The organism is Fictibacillus aquaticus, from assembly GCF_002245695.1.
Taxonomy (GTDB): Bacteria; Bacillota; Bacilli; order Bacillales; family Fictibacillaceae; genus Fictibacillus; species Fictibacillus aquaticus.
In genome coordinates this window covers 326,342-343,737 of sequence record NZ_NOII01000001.1, presented here as the reverse complement: position 1 = coordinate 343,737, position 17,396 = coordinate 326,342, and the positions used below count along the sequence as shown (strand labels likewise).

Here is a 17,396-nt window from a genome sequence, read left to right as displayed (position 1 = left end):
TCTCTATATCATATGTCACATATGGACAAATGGCATAGGGAAGCCGTCCAATTAGCGAAAATTATTGCCTCTTTTTCTTCCGTTTTCATATAGATATAAAAGGCGGAATAAGAAAGGGAAGTCACGATGGATAACAACACTAACACGAAGAAAAACAAGCTGCGTTATACTGCATTAGGAGACTCGATTACAGTAGGTGTAGGTTCTGCAAGTCTGCACTATAAAGGCTATGTGCCGCGATTCGAAGAGTTTACCGAGATAGCGCTTGGGGTTAGGCTGAAAACCAGGAACTTCGCTCATTCAGGTGACACGACTGAGGAGATTTTAAGGAAGGTAATGAAAAAAGAGGTGTTTAAAAGAGTTCTCCGTTCGGATATCATCACGATAACAGCTGGGGGAAACGATTTAATTCAAGCTGCTAAAGTTTTTTTCAAAACTTATGAGGAGGATGCTTTATTCGAGGCCCTTGTCAGATGCAAAGAAAACATGACAAAGCTTTTATGTGCAATCGCGGAAGAGAAAGAAAAACATAAAAAGCCGTATATCGTCCGAATCTGCAATCTGTACAATCCATACTCAGAGGTTCAGAGTGCGGTAAAATGGGTGGGATTGTTCAATGAGCATCTTGAAAGCTTCTGCCGTTTTCCAAACGTTAAAATTGCAGATTTATACAGTGCTTTTCTTGGACGCGAAAAAGATTTGCTCTGGTGGGACAGCATCCACCCTAATTCGAGAGGATATCAGGCGATAGCGGTTGCTCTGTACGAGCTTGGCTATAGTGAATTGCTTGATCGCTGAAAAGGTCACTTCAGCCTTTAAAATAAGGCTGTATTTTCTTTATGGACATGTTTATTTGAAAGAGAGATAATGTTTAGGAAATGCTTCTAAACAAAAAAGACAGGGGCACAACATGACAACAACATTTTATATTGGTTCAGGTTTTCAAAATATAGAGACTGTGAGAAAACTTGCGGGTACATTAATGCATGAAGGGCTCAGGCAGACGTATGACTGGACACAAAATGATAAAACAACTGATGAAGAGCAGCTTTGTGCGATTGGAGAAGCGGAAGTGCGCGGAATAAAAGATGCAGACATCATCGTTATCCTCCTTCCTGGCGGCAAAGGAACGCATACTGAATTGGGTATCGCTATAGCTGAAGAAAAAAAGGTGTTTTTGTACGCTATGGATAACAAATGGAGCGATGAAGAAAGAAAAGTCACCTTTTACTATATAAACGGCGTCACAATAATTAAGGGTGAGATGCAGCGGCTGATCACAGCGGTAAAGGAAACAGCCGAAGGGTATCGGCTTTCTTGTCAGGTGTAAGATGATGCAAAAAACATCAAGCCCCATACCTGTAGTGTTTCCGTTAGTGGTCGGAATCGTGGCTGTTTCATTTTCGTCTATATTCATAAAATGGTCTGATGCTCCAGTTTCTGTTCAGGGAATGTACAGGCTGCTGTTTACCTTGCTGCTGATGACTCCTTTCTTGTTTAAACATTTCCGTTCGATGGTGAAGATTACATTCCGTCAATACGGCTACTTATTTTTATCAGGAGTATTTCTAGCGCTTCATTTTCTTTTCTGGATGGGTTCGTTAAAGCTGACCACAGTTGCCAGCTCTACCATCCTCCTGTCATTGCAGCCTGTATTTGTCATGGCCGGGGCTTATTTTCTATTTAAAGAAAAAACAGAATTGCAATCCGTCTATGGGATGATCATCGCCATCATCGGTGCGGTCATGATCGGATGGGGTGATATCGGTGTTTCAAAAGAAAACCTTCTTGGTGATGCACTTTCCGTTCTTGGCACAGTGGTTGTTGCCATCCATATGCTTCTCGGTCAAAAGCTGATGAGAGATATCCCTTCTTTTTTATACAGCTATATTGTATTCATTTCAGCTTCTGCTGTATTTGCGTTATATAATCTAGCTGCCGGGATTCCGATGACAGGATACAGTGAAAATGACTGGAAGATCTTTATTCTTCTTGCTGTTATCCCGACTGTTTTCGGCCATGTCCTGTTTAACTGGCTGCTGAAATACATATCGGCAACAGCTATATCAATTGCTATACTAGGTGAGCCGGTTGGAGCAAGCATCCTGGCTTACATTCTTCTTTCGGAACATTTGCAATGGTTTCAATGGATCGGAGGAGCTCTTGTCCTGGCTGGCCTTTATTACGTGCTTTATCGCAAACCTGCAATTGAAGAATCATCAAACAAACAGACAGCATAACAGCTTTTAACCGATGAAATGTCGGTTAAAAGCTTTTTTTGTATGAAATAGAACTTCTTAAGATTGAGGAGTTCCACGTCATTTAACTAAATAGAACGATCGCGGTTAAGCATGACTAAAAGACTGGCGTCAGCCAAGTTTTATTTGCATGAAATCAATGTGTTCAGTAAAACATAAAAAAGATTTCCATTAAACACCACATTCAGTTAAGGAGAAAAACATGACAGGAATTTTTCTTGGTCTCTTATTGCTCATGATTTTTGCTTATCTAGGCTGGTCAATCATTTGGATCGCCCCATTGTGCGCTGCAATCGTGGCGATGTTCGGCGGTCTCGATCTTCTCCCGGCGTATACAGAAACGTATATGAAAGGACTCGTTGATTTTGTTCTGAAATGGTTTCCCGTTTTTTTATTCGGGGCTGTATTCGGAAAATTGATGGAGGATACAGGTTCAGCAAGGTCTGTTGCATTCAAGCTGACGAACTGGATCGGGACTAAAAGGGCTCTTCTAGGTGTAATTGCAGGAGCGGCAGTCCTTACATATGGAGGGGTCAGCCTCTTTGTCGTCGTTTTTGCGATGTATCCGCTGGCGATCGCACTTTTCCGTGAAGCGAACATCTCGAGAAGACTGATTCCAGGAGCGATTACCCTGGGCGCCTTCACGTTCACGATGACTTCGCTTCCTGGCACTCCGCAAATCCAAAACTTGATTCCAATCGATTATTTTAAAACATCACCCGGTGCTGGACCGATTATGGGTATAACAGCGGCGCTTATCATGGCTGTCGGCGGCTATTTTTATTTAAAATGGAGAGAAACCAGGCTTACGGCAGGAGGAGAAGAATACAGCGAACCGGACAAAGGACACAAGGTGGAAGATGTTGATCCAGAAAGCCTTCCAAATCCATACCTATCATTTCTTCCGCTTGTCGTGGTAGTCGTCACGCTGAACGCTCTTAAGTGGAACATCCTAACCTCACTTTTGGCTGGTATTCTTCTCATTCTTGTGCTTAATTGGCAGCATTATAAAAAATTTGTAAAATCGATTAACGACGGTGCGGCAGGTTCGGTCATGGCCATTTTAAACACGAGTGCTGCTGTTGGGTTCGGAGCTGTCGTAACGGCAGTTCCGGCGTTTGCTGTGCTGACAGGATGGATCCTTGGGATTAAAGGAAACCCGCTAATATCTGAAGCGATCGCAGTAGATATATTGGCTGGCATTACCGGATCCGCTTCGGGAGGGATGGGAATCGCGCTCGAAGCGCTTGGTCAAAAGTATTATTCGATCGCACAGTCTAGCGGAATCAGTCCTGAAGCATTTCATCGGATTGCTGCCATCGCATCTGGGGCTTCAATACTTCCACATAACGGAGCGTTGCTTACACTGCTCGCTGTAACGGGTCTTACTCATAAAGAATCGTATTTAGATGTTGCCGTCGTAGCACTTGTGATTCCTACGATTGCACTTGCTGCAGCATTAGTGCTTGGCAACCTTGGGATCTATTAATGAAGGAGGAAATGAAGATGGTACAAGATAAAATCGTCCTGATCACAGGCGCTGCACGCGGAATTGGTTTTGAAATTGGAGAGACATTCGCTCAGCAGGGCGCTAAAGTGGTAGTAACAGATATCAATGAAGAGGGTGTAAAAGAAGCGGAAGAAAAACTGAAAAGTGAAGGTCATGACGCGCTTGGGATCAAAGCTGATGTAACGAGCGAACAAGACACGAAGCAGATGATCGAAAAGACGGTCAAGCAATACGGAAGACTTGATGTCTTGATCAATAATGCAGGTATGCAGCATGTATCGCCGCTTGAAGAATTCCCGACTGAAAAGTTCGAGCTGCTCATCAAGATTATGCTTACTGCACCATTTATGGCTACCAAACACGCATTTCCCGTTTTTAAAAATCAGAAATTTGGCCGTATATTGAACATGTCCTCCATAAACGGACTGATCGGGTTTGCCGGCAAAGCAGCTTATAACAGCGCTAAGCATGGGGTGATAGGACTGACGAAGGTTACAGCTCTTGAAGGAGCAGAGCATGGAATTACGGCAAATGCCATCTGCCCTGGATATGTCGATACTCCGCTAGTAAGAAACCAGCTGCAAGATCTAGCGAAGACAAGAAATGTTCCGCTCGAAAAGGTGCTTGAAGAAGTGATTTATCCTCTTGTTCCGCAAAAACGGCTGCTGACAGTAGATGAAATCGCACAATACGCCCTATTCCTATCAAGTGATCATGCTAAAGGCGTTACGGGGCAAGCTGTTGTGATTGACGGAGGGTACACCGCCCAATAATTTTGAAAAAGCGTATTAAAAGCAGTTTATTGCTTTTAACACGCTTTTTTTAGCAGTGTAATCACTTCACCCATAGATGAATGAACACGGAAGCTACAACGCAGCTCAAAGCCATAGCTACTGAACTATAAGCTGCAGTTTCCTCTCCGTACTCAGCCGCCTTTGACGTTCCGATCGCATGTGCTGATGACCCTAGCGAGATCCCGCGGGATGAGGGGGAGGAGATGTTGAACAAGCGGAATAAAACAGGAGAAATAACAGCCCCTATTATTCCGGTGATAACCACGAACAGAGAAGCTAACTCAGGAGATCCATTTGTTGCTGAAGCGATTTCCATCGCGACAGGTGTTGTGACTGATTTGGGATACAGCGATCTTGTCATCAAATCACTGAAAGAAAAAAGGGCAGAAGCAGCATGCACACTGAAAAAGCCGATAAAAAAACCGGCGAATACACCTGATAGTATGCTGAGCCAGTTTCTATATAAAAGCGATCTGTAAGTATACAGAGGGTATGCCAGCGCTACGATAGACGGTCCAAGCAGTTCGCTGATCCAATGAGCGCCGTTAAAGTACTGTTCATAAGGAACTGAAAGTGTGATGAGAATTGCACCAATGAAGAAAGTAGATGTGAGCACAGGAATGAAAAGCGGAATACGTTTCTTATTATATAAGAGGCTTGAGAGTGAAAAAACAGCAACGGTCAGGAAAAGAAAAAACAACTCATCCATTTTGAGATGATTCCTTTCTGAAGATAAGTACAATAAGGCCAGAAAAACTGATCATGATGGCTGTTGATACAAAAATAACAGCTGCGATCTTAAGTCCGGACAGAGACAAAAGAAAAGGATACTTAATTACCCCAACTGTGATAGGAATAAAAAAGAGCGGCAAATAACGAAGCAAGAACCTGCAGCCTTCAGAAACGTATTGCTCCCGTATAATTCCTGCTGAGAGCATGACAAAAAGAAGCGCCATCCCTACTAGACTGCCGGGCAAGGGAAGGTGCAGAAATTTTGAAATCATGCTGCCAGCCAGACTGAATACATACAGAAACGCAACCTGCAGCATTACAGTGAAAAATCGCATAATAAAAACCTCTTCCTGATGGACGTACACCGTTATGCCTGACATTATATCATGGCTGATGTGATGCGGGAACGGGTGTAAAAGAAAGAGGGAATTTTATTCGCTGGTCTGCAAATACTGTTTGCCGCAAGTTCATTCAATGTGAAATGTTCGATTTCTTGGTTTCCTTCGCTTATGATTATAAAAAAGATAAAGGATGGGATGCTTCATGAGTCAAAGTCTTGAAAAAGCTACGTTTGCAGGCGGCTGCTTCTGGTGCATGGTATCGCCGTTTGAGGAATATCCCGGCATTGAGCGAGTTGTATCAGGCTATACAGGAGGACATACAGAGAATCCGACGTACAAGGAAGTATGCTCAGAAACGACCGGCCATTATGAAGCGGTTCAGATCACGTTTGATCCAGTTGTTTTTCCGTATGAAAAACTGCTGAATATCTTTTGGCAGCAAATTGATCCGACAGACCCAGGCGGACAGTTTCATGACCGCGGTGATTCGTACCGCACCGCGATCTTTTATCATAGCGAAGAGCAAAAAGCCGCTGCTGAAAAATCAAAACTGGAACTTGAACAGAGCGGACGCTTTGCAAAGCCGATCGTCACAGATATTCTTGCGGCTAAGCCATTTTATGAAGCTGAGGAATACCATCAAAGCTACCATAAGAAAAATCCGTTCCATTATAACCGTTATAAAGAAGGCTCTGGCCGTGCCCGCTTTATCAAGGAAAATTGGAGTTCTAACCGCGATATAGAAGAAGCAAAAAAACAGCTCTCGCCGATGCAGTATAATGTCACACAGAACGATGCGACAGAGCCGCCGTTTCAAAATGAATTCTGGAACCATAAAGAAGAAGGCATCTATGTGGATGTCATCTCGGGCGCACCTTTATTTTCATCTCTTGACAAGTATGACAGCGGCTGCGGCTGGCCGAGTTTCACTAAGCCGATACGCAGTGCAGGGGTGAAAGAAAAGGAAGATCTGTCTCATAACATGATCCGTACAGAGGTGAGGAGTGCCGAAGCCGATTCACACCTTGGACATGTGTTCCCTGACGGTCCGAGAGACAAAGGGGGACTTCGTTATTGCATCAATTCTGCTGCACTCAGGTTCATTCCTGTGAGTGAACTCGAGAAGGAAGGGTATGGAGAGTTTATTAATCTTTTTAAATAAATGAAAAAGCAAGCCTGGGCTTATAGCCTGGCTTGCTTTTTGCTTTATTATATATTTTGCTGTGTGAATTGACGTTTTTGGATATATCTCATTCTCATGAAAAGGATGACCGCTCCGGCAGTTAATCCTGAGATAAGGCCGACCCAGTATCCATAAGCTCCCATAGATGTATAGTTTGCAAGATAATAGCCGACTGGCAGCCCAAGGACCCAGTAAGAGATAAAGGAAAGCATGAAGGTGACGTTCACATCTTTATAACCGCGCAGCGCACCTTGAATAGGTGCCCCGACTGCGTCGGCAAGTTGAAAAAACACAGCATAAAGAAGGAAAGATTTTGTCATCTCTACCACTTCCTTCTGATCAGAATAAATTCCCGCGACCTGGCTGTCAAAAACGAGAAGCACAGCTGAGAGGAAGAGGGCGAACGCGACGGCGATCATGATTCCAATATAGCTGTATTGAACGGCATCCATAAATCGTTTGGCACCGACTTCAAAACCAATGGCGATCGTTAAAGCAAAGGAAATGCTCAGCGGGAGCATATATAAAAAAGATGCAAAGTTCAGTGCTGACTGATGAGCAGCGATCGTAACCGTATCAAACCGGCTCATCAGAAGAGTGACCGCTGCAAATATGCTTACTTCAAAAAAGATTGAAAAACCGATCGGCACACCGATTTTCAGCTGTGTTCTCCAAGCGGAAAAAGACGGTTTTGGAAATCTTGAAAAGATACGGTAGCTCCTGAACGGCTCGATCTTGTAAATGAAATACAATGACAGGCCGCAAATTACATAGTATGTGATGGCTGTGGCCACTCCAGCCCCAATTCCGCCCATCTCAGGAAAACCGAATTTACCGAAGATAAAAAGATAATTTAAAAAAGCATTTATCGGCAGTGCTATAAGGGTAATAAACATAGTAATTCTTGTCTGTCCGAGCGCATCAATGTAGGAACGAGCTGCCCCATAAACAAATAAAGGAAGTATGCCTATAGACAGAGCAGCCAGATAGCCGTAAGCCACATTTTGTACATCTTCTTCAAGCTTCATAAAATCGAGTATGGGGTTTAACAAGACAGATCCGGCACCAAGGATGATGATTACAATGATGACAGACAAATAAAACGCTTGAATGACTGAATAAGGCACGTCTTTTTTCCGGCCGGCTCCTGTAAGCTGGGAAACAATCGGTGTCAGTGCCATGAGGATGCCGTTTAAGCCGGTAAAGACCGGCACCCATAAGCTTGAACCGATGGCCACACCAGCCAGCTGTTCAGCCCCCGCTCTTCCGGACATGGCGATATCAAAAAAATTCATCGCATAAAGGCCGAGCTGTGTGATGAGAACCGGAATGACGATCTTGATGAATTGCTTCATTTTGGCTGAATAGCCTGATGTTTGCTGCATGTAGTGTCCTGCTTTCAGTGTCTTTTGATAAAATGCATTATAACACAGAAAAACATCGGAGTTGAAAAGATGGGGATTCAGTATATTTTTTATACAGAGAAGGTAGCGAAAGGTGAAAAACCAGAAGAGAAAATTGCTTTAGTGGAAACTGAAGTCGTAGATAAAAACAGCGGTGAGACGCTTTTTAAAGGAACAGTGCCTGTAACAGTCACCCCGTTCGGTGTCTTTGTATCCGTCAAAGCGGTAAAAGAGGCGTTCTCACACAAAAAGATGCAGGCAGAAATCTTATTCCGGTTAAAGCGTTATGTGAAAAAAATGCGCGATTATCTGGATGTAGAAGAATAAAAAAGCCCAGAGGATGGGCTTTTTTATGCAGAAGGCAGTACATAGAACATCATCAGAAAATGAAGGACACTGCCTGCAAGCACAAACACATGCCAAACTGCATGATGAAATGGAAAGCTTCGCCAAACATAAAAGATGCTGCCTGCTGTATAAAGGATGCCGCCTGCGATAAGAAGCTGCAGTCCTGCAGCTGGCATGTTCGCTACTACATCGTTAAAAGCAAAAACTATCATCCATCCCATGGCTACATAACCGAGAGTCGACAGAATCACAAACCTTTTTGTGAAAAATATTTTAAACACGACTCCGAAAAGTGCGATCCCCCATACAACACCAAACAGTGTCCAGCCAAGGGCACCGCCAACAACGATAAGAACTAGCGGTGTATAGGTTCCGGCGATAAAAAGATAAATTGCAGAGTGGTCCATGATCTCAAACAAATCTTTCACTTTACCTTCTGGAAAGCTGTGTACGAGAGTAGAAGCTGTATACAGCATGAACATCGTTGTGCCGAATACAGTGAAACTGACAATATGAACCGCTGTTCCTTTCCAGACCGCAAAGACAAGCAGGATGGACAGGACGGCCACACTCAGAAGCACTCCAAGTCCATGAGTGATGGCGTTGGCGACCTCTTCGCGGCGGGTATAAACGTGTGTTTTCATTTTAAATTCACCACCTGATTTTCATATGTTAAGTATAACAAAAAACGGGAGGAAGAAATAATTTTTACACTTTCAAGTACTTATGCTGATCAGCTGAATTTTGCGTCCTATGTTTGTGCTGGGGGTTATCAACTCCAGCTGTCACAAAAATTTAAGTAAACTCCACTGTGTCTTCGATATCCCCGTCTGACATCCCCTTTTTTGCTGCGAGCAATAAACTGTTCTTAACTCCTGCACACGATATATAATCATACTAATCTAATCTCAGTGCAGGTCTTAAGCCTGTAAGAAACGGGGAACGTATGAACAAAATCAGCCCACTCAGCGGTATATGGTATGCGGCATTAGCTTATATCATCTGGGGTTTTCTGCCGCTGTACTGGAAACCTCTCCAGCATGTCGGGTCAGGAGAAATTCTTGCGCACAGAATCATTTGGTCTTTCATGTTTATGATGTCTGTTATTGCCATCACGGGAAGATGGAGGCAGTTTACTGCAGGAATGAGTGAACTGTTCAGCAGCAAAAAAAATTTTCTTTATGTTTTTGCCGCGTCTGTCCTGATCAGTGCTAATTGGCTTATCTATATTTGGGCCGTCAACACTGACCATGTTGTGCAGGCAAGTCTAGGTTATTATATCAATCCTCTTGTGAGTGTTTTATTAGGAGTTATCGTTTTAAAAGAAAAGCTGGATATGTGGCAGATCATATCCTTCATCCTAGCAGGAGCTGGTGTCTTGTTTCTAACCTATCAGTTCGGTTCCTTTCCTTGGGTTTCGCTCTCGCTTGCGATCTCTTTTGGCGTGTACGGACTGGCTAAAAAAATGGCGAATTATGATTCTGTTCTAGGACTCGCGTACGAAACAATGCTTGTCGCACCTTTTGCGTTGCTTTATGCAATATTTAACGCCGTAAATGGTGATCAGCCTGTAATGGGCGGATCTGCATCATCATTTATCCTTCTTTTGGGAGCCGGGATCGTCACCGCTGTTCCGCTTTTATGCTTTGCTCAGGCGGCAAGGAAGATCTCACTCACTATGATTGGATTTATGCAGTATATCGCGCCGTCATTGATGCTTATATTAGGTGTTCTTCTATATCATGAGTCCTTTTCACATACTCACGCGGTCGCGTTCACATTGATTTGGACAGCATTGTTTATTTTCAGCGTATCAAGAATCACTAAACACACTCGGCTGAAAAAACTGAATAAAGAAAAAGCTGCAAAGGTGTCTTAGAAACGGCAAAATTACTGTCTGATAATTCATTTTTCAATAAATTTTAAAAGCGGGAAATCCCGCTTTTTTTATTTTAATGATTTGAAACCCTTTACAAATGAGTTTGGTAGCGTTTTAATAAGGGGAAAGATAGTATAAAAAAGCTATCGATTTTTGTTGAAATATGGATATGTTGAGAATTAAACGCACCATTTACAGAGAGAAGTGCAGGAGGGAAAGTACCATGACACAACATCCAAAACAAGGAAATCCCTGGAAACAGCTGGATGGGCCAAACCTTGCCTACGTTTTGGACATGTATGAGCAGTACCAGCAAGACCCTGATTCTGTAGACCAGTCACTGATTGAAAGCTTCGAACAGTGGGGGCCTCCATTAGAAACATCAGGTGCGGAAGAACAGCACGTAATTGCAGCAGGCGGAATAGATCCATACAAGCTTGTGCAGACAATGAAGCTGATCGAAAACATCCGCACGTACGGACATCTTGCGGCAGACATTTATCCTGTCGGAGACTTTCCGAAAGATGAACACTACATCGATTTGAAAGAATACGGTCTTACACAACAGGACCTGGAATCCATTCCAGCCCGTCTTGTATGGACTAAAGCGCCTGCTGCTGATGCAACAGCATGGGATGCAATCCAGCGTCTGAAAAAGGCGTACACGCGTTCAATCGCATATGAATTCAGCCATGTCCACCAGGAAGAGGAGCGTGAATGGCTCTTTGACATGGCGGAAAAAGGAAAGGTTTTCCAAAAACGTTCTGCGGCCGAAAAGCAGCAGCTTCTTTATCGACTGACAGAAGTGGACGGATTTGAAAAATTCCTTCATAAAACATTTGTCGGGCAGAAACGCTTCTCGATCGAGGGTGTTGACATGCTCGTTCCGATGCTTGATGAAGCCGTAAGAGAAAGTGCGGTCGACAATGTCGAACATGTCATGATCGGCATGGCTCACCGCGGACGTCTCAGCGTGCTTGCTCACGTACTCGGAAAGCCGCTCGAACTTATTTTTTCTGAATTTCATCATTCTCCAAACAAAGAGCTTTTCCCTTCAGAAGGCTCACGCGGAATCAACTTCGGGTGGACTGGCGATGTAAAGTACCACCTTGGTGCAAACCGTGTGATAACGGAAGAAAATCAAAAACAAATCCGTGTTCATCTTGCCAATAACCCGTCTCATCTTGAGTTTGTTGATCCTGTTGTAGAAGGATATGCAAGAGCAGCTCAGGATGACCGTACAAAAGCGGGCTATCCTGCTCAGGACACAAACAAGGCACTCGCCGTACTGATTCATGGTGATGCTGCATTTCCTGGTGAAGGCGTTGTGGCAGAGACATTAAACATTTCTGGTTTGAAAGGCTACCATACTGGCGGAACGATTCATATCATCGCGAATAACCTGATCGGATTTACGACTGACAGCAGCGACTCACGGTCTACTAGATATGCGAGTGATTTGGCAAAGGGTTATGAAATCCCTGTCATTCATGTCAACGCAGACGATCCGGAAGCCTGTCTCGATGCAGTGTATTTTGCGTGTGAATATAGAAAAACATTCAATAAGGACGTACTGATCGATTTGATTGGCTACAGACGCTATGGACATAACGAGATGGACGATCCGATGGGCACACAGCCTGCTCTTTATACACTCATCAATAAATATCCGAACGTAAAGCAGATTTATGCAGATAAGCTCGTTGAAGCTGGTCTCGTTACAAAAGAAGAGACTGAACGCTTCGAAAAAGAAGTGCTTGAAAAACACCAAAAGGAATACGACAAAGTCAAAGACAGAAAAGAGAAGTTTGAGCTTGAAGATACGGTGCTTCCGGAACAGCTTTCCAAAGACTTCCCGCCTGTCGACACAGCCGTTTCTGAGGAAGATTTAGCTGCAATTACAGAAGATATGCTGTCTTGGCCAGAAAATTTCACTGTTTATCCGAAGCTTCAAAAGATTCTGGAACGACGCCGGGATGCATTTACAGATGGTAAAGGTCTTGATTGGGGAACGGCTGAAGCACTCGCATTCGCTGCTATCCTAAAAGACGGCACTCCGATCCGCTTGACTGGACAGGATTCTGAACGCGGTACGTTCTCACAGCGCCACCTTGTTCTCAAGGACAGCAAGACAGGGGAAAAATATTCACCGCTTCATAAACTTAGCGGGAATCTAGCATCTTTCGCACTTTTCAACAGTCCTCTTTCTGAAGCTGCGGTTGTCGGATTTGAGTATGGATATAACGTGTTTGCACCTGAGACTCTTGTTTTATGGGAAGCGCAGTATGGGGACTTTGCTAACGCTGCACAAGTATTATTCGACCAGTTCGTTTCTGCGGGCAGAGCGAAATGGGGCCAGAAGTCTGGACTAGTCCTTCTTCTTCCGCATGGATACGAGGGACAGGGGCCTGAACATTCTAGTGCAAGGCTTGAGCGTTTCCTTCAGCTTTCGGCTGAGAATAACTGGACTGTAGCCAACGTGACAAGCGCGGCACAGTATTTCCACTTGCTTCGCCGGCAGGCAAAACTTCTTGAACATGATGAGATCAGACCGCTTGTAGTTATGACGCCGAAAAGCCTTTTGCGCCATCCAAAAGTATCCTCATCACCTGCAGAATTTGCAGAAGGAACGTTTAAGACAGCCTATGCCGCTCTTGATGTGAAGGAAAAAGAGAAGGTTACTAAAATGGTGATGAGCTCCGGAAAAGTGGGAGTTGATTTAGATGTGGCCATCAGCCAATCTGGTGAAGATACTAGTCATCTCCAGGTCGTACGTGTTGAACAGCTTTATCCGTTCCCGTATGCAGAAATCAAAAAAATCCTGAACGAATATCCAAACGTAGAAGAAGTATGCTGGGTACAGGAAGAGCCTCAGAACATGGGACCATGGACATTTATGGAGCCAAGACTTTGGGATCTTGTCCCTGAAGGCGTGCTCGTGTCTTATATCGGACGCCCTGACAGATCAAGCCCGTCTGGCGGAGAACCTGATATCCATAAACAAGAACAGGAACGCATCGTAGCAATCGCACTTGAAAAACCTGAAGAATCCAAAGGGGGACACGACCATGTTCGAAGTTAAAGTACCAGAGTTAGCAGAATCCATCTCAGAAGGAACGATTTCACAGTGGCTGAAAAATGTTGGTGACCGTGTTCAAAAAGGAGAAGACCTTGTTGAGCTGGAAACAGACAAAGTAAACATTGAAATCAGCGCTGAACAAGACGGTGTCCTTCAGGAAATCAAGGCTCAGCCAGGCGATACTGTTTCAGTTGGTGAAATCATCGCCGTGCTTCAGGACGGAGAAGGCTCTGCAGACACAGCTTCTTCAGAAGTGAAAGAACCGGCAGCAGAAGAAAAACCAAAAGAAAATGAGGCTCCTGCTGCGGCGGAAAAAACAGAAGTTCCTAAACAGGATTCTGGCAGCGAACGTATTATCGCATCGCCTGCAGCTCGAAAACTAGCACGCGAAAAGGGCATCGACTTGAATGAAGTGCAAGCAAGAGATCCGCTTGGCCGTGTCCGTTCTGAAGATGTTAAACGTCACAATGAAGCGCCTAAGGAAACACCAAAACAACAGACAGCACCAAAACAGCCGGCTGCTGAAAAAGCGGCTCCTTCAGGCCCGGATGCAGGACGTCCGACTGAAACAATGAAAATGTCACGCCGCCGTCAGACGATCGCGAAAAGACTTGTAGAGGTACAGCAAAACGCAGCGATGCTGACGACTTTCAATGAAGTCGATATGACTGCGATCAATGATGTAAGAAGCAGAAGAAAGGACGCTTTCTTCAAAAAGAACGGAGTAAAGCTTGGCTTTATGTCATTCTTCACAAAAGCGGTAATCGGTGCATTGAAGGAGTTCCCTCTGCTGAACGCTGAAATCAACGGTGACGAGATCACATTGAAAAAATTCTATGATATCGGTATTGCTGTTGGAGCGGAAGAAGGTCTTGTTGTACCGATCATCCGTGATGCAGACAAACTCGGTTTTGCTGGCATTGAAAGAGAGATCGGGAACCTTGCACAAAAAGCGCAGACGAAAAAGCTGACGCTTGAAGACCTGCAAGGCGGTACGTTCACGATCACTAACGGGGGGACGTTTGGATCCCTAATGTCAACACCGATTCTAAACGGCAAGCAAGTTGGTATTCTAGGTATGCATAAAATCCAGTGGAGACCGGTTGCAATTGACCAGCACACTATGGAAAACCGACCGATGATGTATATCGCTCTTTCTTACGATCACCGTATCGTTGATGGAAAAGAAGCTGTAAGCTTCCTTGTAAAAGTGAAGGATCTTCTCGAAGATCCAGAAACACTTTTGCTAGAAGGATAAATAAAATGAAACAGCCCTCAGCATTTTGCTGGGGGCTCTTTTTTTCTTTAGTATGCTGACTAAATAAAGGGGGAGGATCAGATTCTAATTGTTGCATTTTTCGGAACATTGACTCTATGATAGAACTGGAGGTGTTCATCATGGAAAGTGTTCATTCTGTTATGGAGAAGCTGCTCCAGGACTATCAGCGTCTTTTAAAAGAAGAACTGAAAAGAAGCAGTTTGAATTTAACGGAGGTATTATACAAAATTCTGTATGAAGCCTATCTCCATGAGGGCTTGTCGATCAAGGAGATGGCAAACAAACTCACTACAGACCTGACAACCTTCAGCAGGCAGGTGCAAACTTTAGAAAAAAGCGGATTTCTCAGGAGGCTTCCAAACAGACAAGACCGAAGAATACTTCAGCTTTTTTTAACTGAAAAGGGCAGAAGTGAGCTGGAATCTGTTATAAAGAACGTAGAAAATAGAATTGTACAAACATTAAACGGTATGAATGAATTCGAGGAAGAAACGATCATCAGATCAATTATCCAGCTCTCAAAAAAGATGCGCGGTACTTAATTTTTTTTCTTTCCTCACACAGTTGCAACTTGCAACCAAAATAACATTAACGATAGTTGCATCTTACAACTGCTGCAATATGTAGCTTTGATTGCAAAGTGCAACTTTTAACAGAAATAGAATAGCTGTAATTTGCAATTATTATCACATTCTTTTAAACCTGCATAATTTGAGATATGATATTCCATAGATAAATTAAGGAGTGATATGGATATGAATCATTTAACATGGAACGAAAAAGCTACTATGAAAACCGTAAAATGTGTACATACGAATGCAGAGAAATATATGGTGAACCGTGCACTTACAGAAGGTAAGATGTATGAGGTGAAAAACGAGACAGAGGAATTTTACTTTGTGATCGATAACACAGGCAAAGCTGGGGGCTATTACAAAGATTATTTTGAAGATGCTTAAGTCAATAGTGAAGAGGCACGGTTAAACTTTTTGTTTTGTCCATGGTTAAGAAGTGTTAAGGTGCGGAATTTTGCTGGCAGAACGGTTTAAGCGGAGTTTTCTAAAGCTGCTGAGTGCGTGGGTATAGAAGATAATAGGAGCAAGGTAAACCGGTTGAAATGAACTGCACCAAATTTTCTGAAATTTAGGGTGCAGTTCAAATTGACCGGTTTTTCTCTTTTTATAAAATTTCTAAACCTACCTGTCTTTCGCCTCAATTTCTTCAGCTGTTTTCCTAAGAAAATGATTGTATTTTATTATTCCTGTTGAAAGTAAGGAAAAGACAATATTCATCACTGCAGGATAGAATGATAATTCAATAACATCATATATCACAGCATATAAGATACCTGATATGGCGCTTGCTGCAGCGATTTTGAGGATATGAACACGCGGAAAAAAAGCTGCTGTCAATCCGCTAAGCAGCATAACGAGCATCACCATGACAAAAAAGTGCCAGTAAAGGAAAAAATAAAAAGCCATTATGATGCCCTCCAAAAAAATAGTTAAGAATTACTAATCTTGTTATACCATGGTATTTAGGTTATCCTCAAGAAAGAATGGGATTTTAAGGTAAATTATACTGTGGTTTGCGGCTGTTGAAGGTTTTTGCTCCTTTTTTCAAAGGAAATGGATTGTTTAAAGTGAATGAACCAGCAGACAAAATCTTCGAGAAAACGCCGTTAACCGCCTATAAAATGCTAATAAACATGGAGGTATTGTATGAAAGCACTGATGCTGATTTATGATTCATATGCCGAATTCGAGGTGATGCTTGTCGGGCTGTTCTTAAAAGGCAAAGCCGAGGTTCATATGTTTACTGACAAAGAAGATACTTCATTTGTGACGGGGGCAGGAGGTTTTCAGACCGTACCACATGTAAAAATCAGCCAGGTGGCGCCAGCTGACTATGATGCACTGATCATACCAGGAGGGCGCCATGAAGCATTGTTAAATAACTCAGCTCTTCATGAGCTTATACGTGAATTTAATAGACAAGACAAGCTCATTGCAGCGATATGCGGAGGGCCGGTCCATCTTGCAGCAGCAGGCATCCTTGAAGGTAATGCTTATACAACATCCATTAACTCTGATGACAAAACAGCCGGACACCTTTTTAACTGGACTTTACAATCAGAAGATGATGTTGTATATGATAATCATATTTTGACAGCTGTTGGCAGCGCTTATGTGGAATTCGCTGTTCAGCTTTATAAGCTTCTCGGTTTGTTTGGAGATGAAGCAGAGGAACACCAGACACTTGCATTCTTTAAAAACACGAAAGTTATTGCATAAACATATTGCAGGTCAACCAAACTGATTGTATAATAATGGATGACGGTATTGTCTGAATTTTTAATATTACAGAAGGAGGTGTAAGAGAATGCTTACAGGTGTGCGTTTTATGGTGAAATGGTTTGCAGCTGAGATCCGTTCCATTACATATGTAATGGGCCAAGACGGGAGAAGTCTGTCCATTTTCAACATAATTAACGCATGTCACCGCTAAGTATTTCCTTACCCATCCTTATCATTTTGGAGAACCATGGGCAGGCTTGCTTGCTCATGGTTTTTTTTTGTTCAGTTATCAG

The 17,396-nt window shown here is 43.3% G+C and carries 19 protein-coding genes; 14 read left to right on the top strand and 5 right to left on the bottom strand.

Translation table 11 applies throughout. The features are described from left to right. The first annotated feature begins 126 nt into the window (after positions 1 to 126). The 5 genes from CGZ90_RS01815 (at position 127) to CGZ90_RS01795 (ending at position 4,541) form a co-directional block, all read left to right on the top strand. Complete coding sequence (locus tag CGZ90_RS01815; protein ID WP_094250624.1) at positions 127 to 798, top strand: GDSL-type esterase/lipase family protein; 672 nt, start codon at positions 127 to 129, stop codon at positions 796 to 798. Positions 799 to 910: 112 nt separating this feature from the next. Then, positions 911 to 1,330: a nucleoside 2-deoxyribosyltransferase gene (locus CGZ90_RS01810; protein WP_094250623.1), complete on the top strand. Its 420-nt coding sequence runs from the start codon at positions 911 to 913 to the stop codon at positions 1,328 to 1,330. Position 1,331: 1 nt separating this feature from the next. Beyond that, positions 1,332 to 2,240: a DMT family transporter gene (locus CGZ90_RS01805; RefSeq protein ID WP_240515324.1), complete on the top strand. Its 909-nt coding sequence runs from the start codon at positions 1,332 to 1,334 to the stop codon at positions 2,238 to 2,240. 220 nt (positions 2,241 to 2,460) lie between these two features. Next, positions 2,461 to 3,747, top strand: coding sequence for a GntP family permease (locus tag CGZ90_RS01800; RefSeq protein ID WP_094250621.1), 1,287 nt, complete (start codon positions 2,461 to 2,463; stop codon positions 3,745 to 3,747). 17 nt (positions 3,748 to 3,764) lie between these two features. Continuing rightward, a complete protein-coding gene (locus CGZ90_RS01795) occupies positions 3,765 to 4,541 on the top strand; it encodes a 3-hydroxybutyrate dehydrogenase (protein WP_094250620.1) in 777 nt (258 codons plus the stop codon). Between the two features lie 61 nt (positions 4,542 to 4,602). Here the strand turns inward: CGZ90_RS01795 and CGZ90_RS01790 are convergent, their stop codons facing one another. Then, positions 4,603 to 5,271 carry an LrgB family protein gene (locus tag CGZ90_RS01790; protein WP_094250619.1) on the bottom strand — a complete coding sequence of 223 codons (669 nt, stop codon included), beginning with the start codon at positions 5,269 to 5,271 and terminating at the stop codon, positions 4,603 to 4,605. Next, the gene (locus CGZ90_RS01785) at positions 5,264 to 5,629 is read right to left on the bottom strand and encodes a CidA/LrgA family protein (RefSeq protein ID WP_165766738.1); all 366 of its coding nucleotides are present in this window, start codon (positions 5,627 to 5,629) and stop codon (positions 5,264 to 5,266) included. Before CGZ90_RS01785 ends, CGZ90_RS01790 begins: the two co-directional genes overlap by 8 nt. Before the next feature lie 208 nt (positions 5,630 to 5,837). Here CGZ90_RS01785 and msrA point away from each other — a divergent pair, with 208 nt between their 5' ends. After that, complete coding sequence (gene msrA, locus CGZ90_RS01780) at positions 5,838 to 6,797, top strand: peptide-methionine (S)-S-oxide reductase MsrA (protein ID WP_094250617.1); 960 nt, start codon at positions 5,838 to 5,840, stop codon at positions 6,795 to 6,797. Positions 6,798 to 6,844: 47 nt separating this feature from the next. Here the strand turns inward: msrA and CGZ90_RS01775 are convergent, their stop codons facing one another. Then, entirely contained in the window at positions 6,845 to 8,203 is a 1,359-nt protein-coding gene (locus CGZ90_RS01775; RefSeq protein ID WP_094250616.1) for an MATE family efflux transporter, read from the bottom strand. 69 nt (positions 8,204 to 8,272) lie between these two features. Between CGZ90_RS01775 and CGZ90_RS01770 the strand changes: the two genes are divergently transcribed. Then, a complete protein-coding gene (locus CGZ90_RS01770; RefSeq protein ID WP_094250615.1) occupies positions 8,273 to 8,548 on the top strand; it encodes a hypothetical protein in 276 nt (91 codons plus the stop codon). Positions 8,549 to 8,571: 23 nt separating this feature from the next. Here CGZ90_RS01770 and trhA read toward each other — a convergent pair whose 3' ends face one another. Beyond that, positions 8,572 to 9,213 carry a PAQR family membrane homeostasis protein TrhA gene (gene trhA / locus CGZ90_RS01765; protein WP_094250614.1) on the bottom strand — a complete coding sequence of 214 codons (642 nt, stop codon included), beginning with the start codon at positions 9,211 to 9,213 and terminating at the stop codon, positions 8,572 to 8,574. Between the two features lie 302 nt (positions 9,214 to 9,515). On the opposite strand from trhA, the gene rarD reads away from it, so the two are divergent. The 5 genes from rarD (at position 9,516) to CGZ90_RS01740 (ending at position 15,765) form a co-directional block, all read left to right on the top strand. Beyond that, a complete protein-coding gene (gene rarD, locus CGZ90_RS01760; RefSeq protein ID WP_094250613.1) occupies positions 9,516 to 10,448 on the top strand; it encodes an EamA family transporter RarD in 933 nt (310 codons plus the stop codon). Positions 10,449 to 10,671: 223 nt separating this feature from the next. After that, on the top strand, positions 10,672 to 13,530 hold the full coding sequence (locus CGZ90_RS01755; protein ID WP_094250612.1) for a 2-oxoglutarate dehydrogenase E1 component: 2,859 nt from the start codon (positions 10,672 to 10,674) through the stop codon (positions 13,528 to 13,530). After that, positions 13,517 to 14,785, top strand: coding sequence for a 2-oxoglutarate dehydrogenase complex dihydrolipoyllysine-residue succinyltransferase (gene odhB, locus CGZ90_RS01750; protein WP_094250611.1), 1,269 nt, complete (start codon positions 13,517 to 13,519; stop codon positions 14,783 to 14,785). The genes CGZ90_RS01755 and odhB overlap by 14 nt, the downstream gene beginning before the upstream one ends. 140 nt (positions 14,786 to 14,925) lie before the next feature. Continuing rightward, entirely contained in the window at positions 14,926 to 15,348 is a 423-nt protein-coding gene (locus tag CGZ90_RS01745) for a MarR family winged helix-turn-helix transcriptional regulator (RefSeq protein WP_165766737.1), read from the top strand. Between the two features lie 213 nt (positions 15,349 to 15,561). Next, the gene (locus CGZ90_RS01740; protein WP_094250609.1) at positions 15,562 to 15,765 is read left to right on the top strand and encodes a DUF6501 family protein; all 204 of its coding nucleotides are present in this window, start codon (positions 15,562 to 15,564) and stop codon (positions 15,763 to 15,765) included. Positions 15,766 to 16,002: 237 nt separating this feature from the next. On the opposite strand, the gene CGZ90_RS01735 is transcribed toward CGZ90_RS01740, so the two are convergent. Then, a complete protein-coding gene (locus CGZ90_RS01735) occupies positions 16,003 to 16,287 on the bottom strand; it encodes a hypothetical protein (RefSeq protein ID WP_094250608.1) in 285 nt (94 codons plus the stop codon). A 240-nt stretch (positions 16,288 to 16,527) separates the two neighbouring features. Here CGZ90_RS01735 and CGZ90_RS01730 point away from each other — a divergent pair, with 240 nt between their 5' ends. After that, the gene (locus CGZ90_RS01730) at positions 16,528 to 17,100 is read left to right on the top strand and encodes a DJ-1/PfpI family protein (protein ID WP_094250607.1); all 573 of its coding nucleotides are present in this window, start codon (positions 16,528 to 16,530) and stop codon (positions 17,098 to 17,100) included. 88 nt (positions 17,101 to 17,188) lie between these two features. Next, positions 17,189 to 17,314 carry a hypothetical protein gene (locus CGZ90_RS21200; RefSeq protein WP_276206744.1) on the top strand — a complete coding sequence of 42 codons (126 nt, stop codon included), beginning with the start codon at positions 17,189 to 17,191 and terminating at the stop codon, positions 17,312 to 17,314. Positions 17,315 to 17,396: the final 82 nt, after the last annotated feature.

Excerpts from the sequence above, each read along its gene's own strand:
- CGZ90_RS01805 (WP_240515324.1), top strand. The coding sequence starts at position 1,332 with ATGATGCAAAAAACATCAAGCCCCATACCTGTAGTGTTTCCGTTAGTG.
- CGZ90_RS01730 (WP_094250607.1), top strand. The coding sequence starts at position 16,528 with ATGAAAGCACTGATGCTGATTTATGATTCATATGCCGAATTCGAGGTG.
- CGZ90_RS01810 (WP_094250623.1), top strand. The coding sequence starts at position 911 with ATGACAACAACATTTTATATTGGTTCAGGTTTTCAAAATATAGAGACT.
- trhA (WP_094250614.1), bottom strand. The coding sequence starts at position 9,213 with ATGAAAACACACGTTTATACCCGCCGCGAAGAGGTCGCCAACGCCATC.
- CGZ90_RS21200 (WP_276206744.1), top strand. The coding sequence starts at position 17,189 with ATGCTTACAGGTGTGCGTTTTATGGTGAAATGGTTTGCAGCTGAGATC.
- CGZ90_RS01815 (WP_094250624.1), top strand. The coding sequence starts at position 127 with ATGGATAACAACACTAACACGAAGAAAAACAAGCTGCGTTATACTGCA.
- CGZ90_RS01790 (WP_094250619.1), bottom strand. The coding sequence starts at position 5,271 with ATGGATGAGTTGTTTTTTCTTTTCCTGACCGTTGCTGTTTTTTCACTC.
- CGZ90_RS01785 (WP_165766738.1), bottom strand. The coding sequence starts at position 5,629 with ATGCGATTTTTCACTGTAATGCTGCAGGTTGCGTTTCTGTATGTATTC.
- rarD (WP_094250613.1), top strand. The coding sequence starts at position 9,516 with ATGAACAAAATCAGCCCACTCAGCGGTATATGGTATGCGGCATTAGCT.
- odhB (WP_094250611.1), top strand. The coding sequence starts at position 13,517 with ATGTTCGAAGTTAAAGTACCAGAGTTAGCAGAATCCATCTCAGAAGGA.
- CGZ90_RS01755 (WP_094250612.1), top strand. The coding sequence starts at position 10,672 with ATGACACAACATCCAAAACAAGGAAATCCCTGGAAACAGCTGGATGGG.
- CGZ90_RS01795 (WP_094250620.1), top strand. The coding sequence starts at position 3,765 with ATGGTACAAGATAAAATCGTCCTGATCACAGGCGCTGCACGCGGAATT.
- CGZ90_RS01735 (WP_094250608.1), bottom strand. The coding sequence starts at position 16,287 with ATGGCTTTTTATTTTTTCCTTTACTGGCACTTTTTTGTCATGGTGATG.
- msrA (WP_094250617.1), top strand. The coding sequence starts at position 5,838 with ATGAGTCAAAGTCTTGAAAAAGCTACGTTTGCAGGCGGCTGCTTCTGG.
- CGZ90_RS01770 (WP_094250615.1), top strand. The coding sequence starts at position 8,273 with ATGGGGATTCAGTATATTTTTTATACAGAGAAGGTAGCGAAAGGTGAA.
- CGZ90_RS01740 (WP_094250609.1), top strand. The coding sequence starts at position 15,562 with ATGAATCATTTAACATGGAACGAAAAAGCTACTATGAAAACCGTAAAA.
- CGZ90_RS01745 (WP_165766737.1), top strand. The coding sequence starts at position 14,926 with ATGGAAAGTGTTCATTCTGTTATGGAGAAGCTGCTCCAGGACTATCAG.
- CGZ90_RS01800 (WP_094250621.1), top strand. The coding sequence starts at position 2,461 with ATGACAGGAATTTTTCTTGGTCTCTTATTGCTCATGATTTTTGCTTAT.
- CGZ90_RS01775 (WP_094250616.1), bottom strand. The coding sequence starts at position 8,203 with ATGCAGCAAACATCAGGCTATTCAGCCAAAATGAAGCAATTCATCAAG.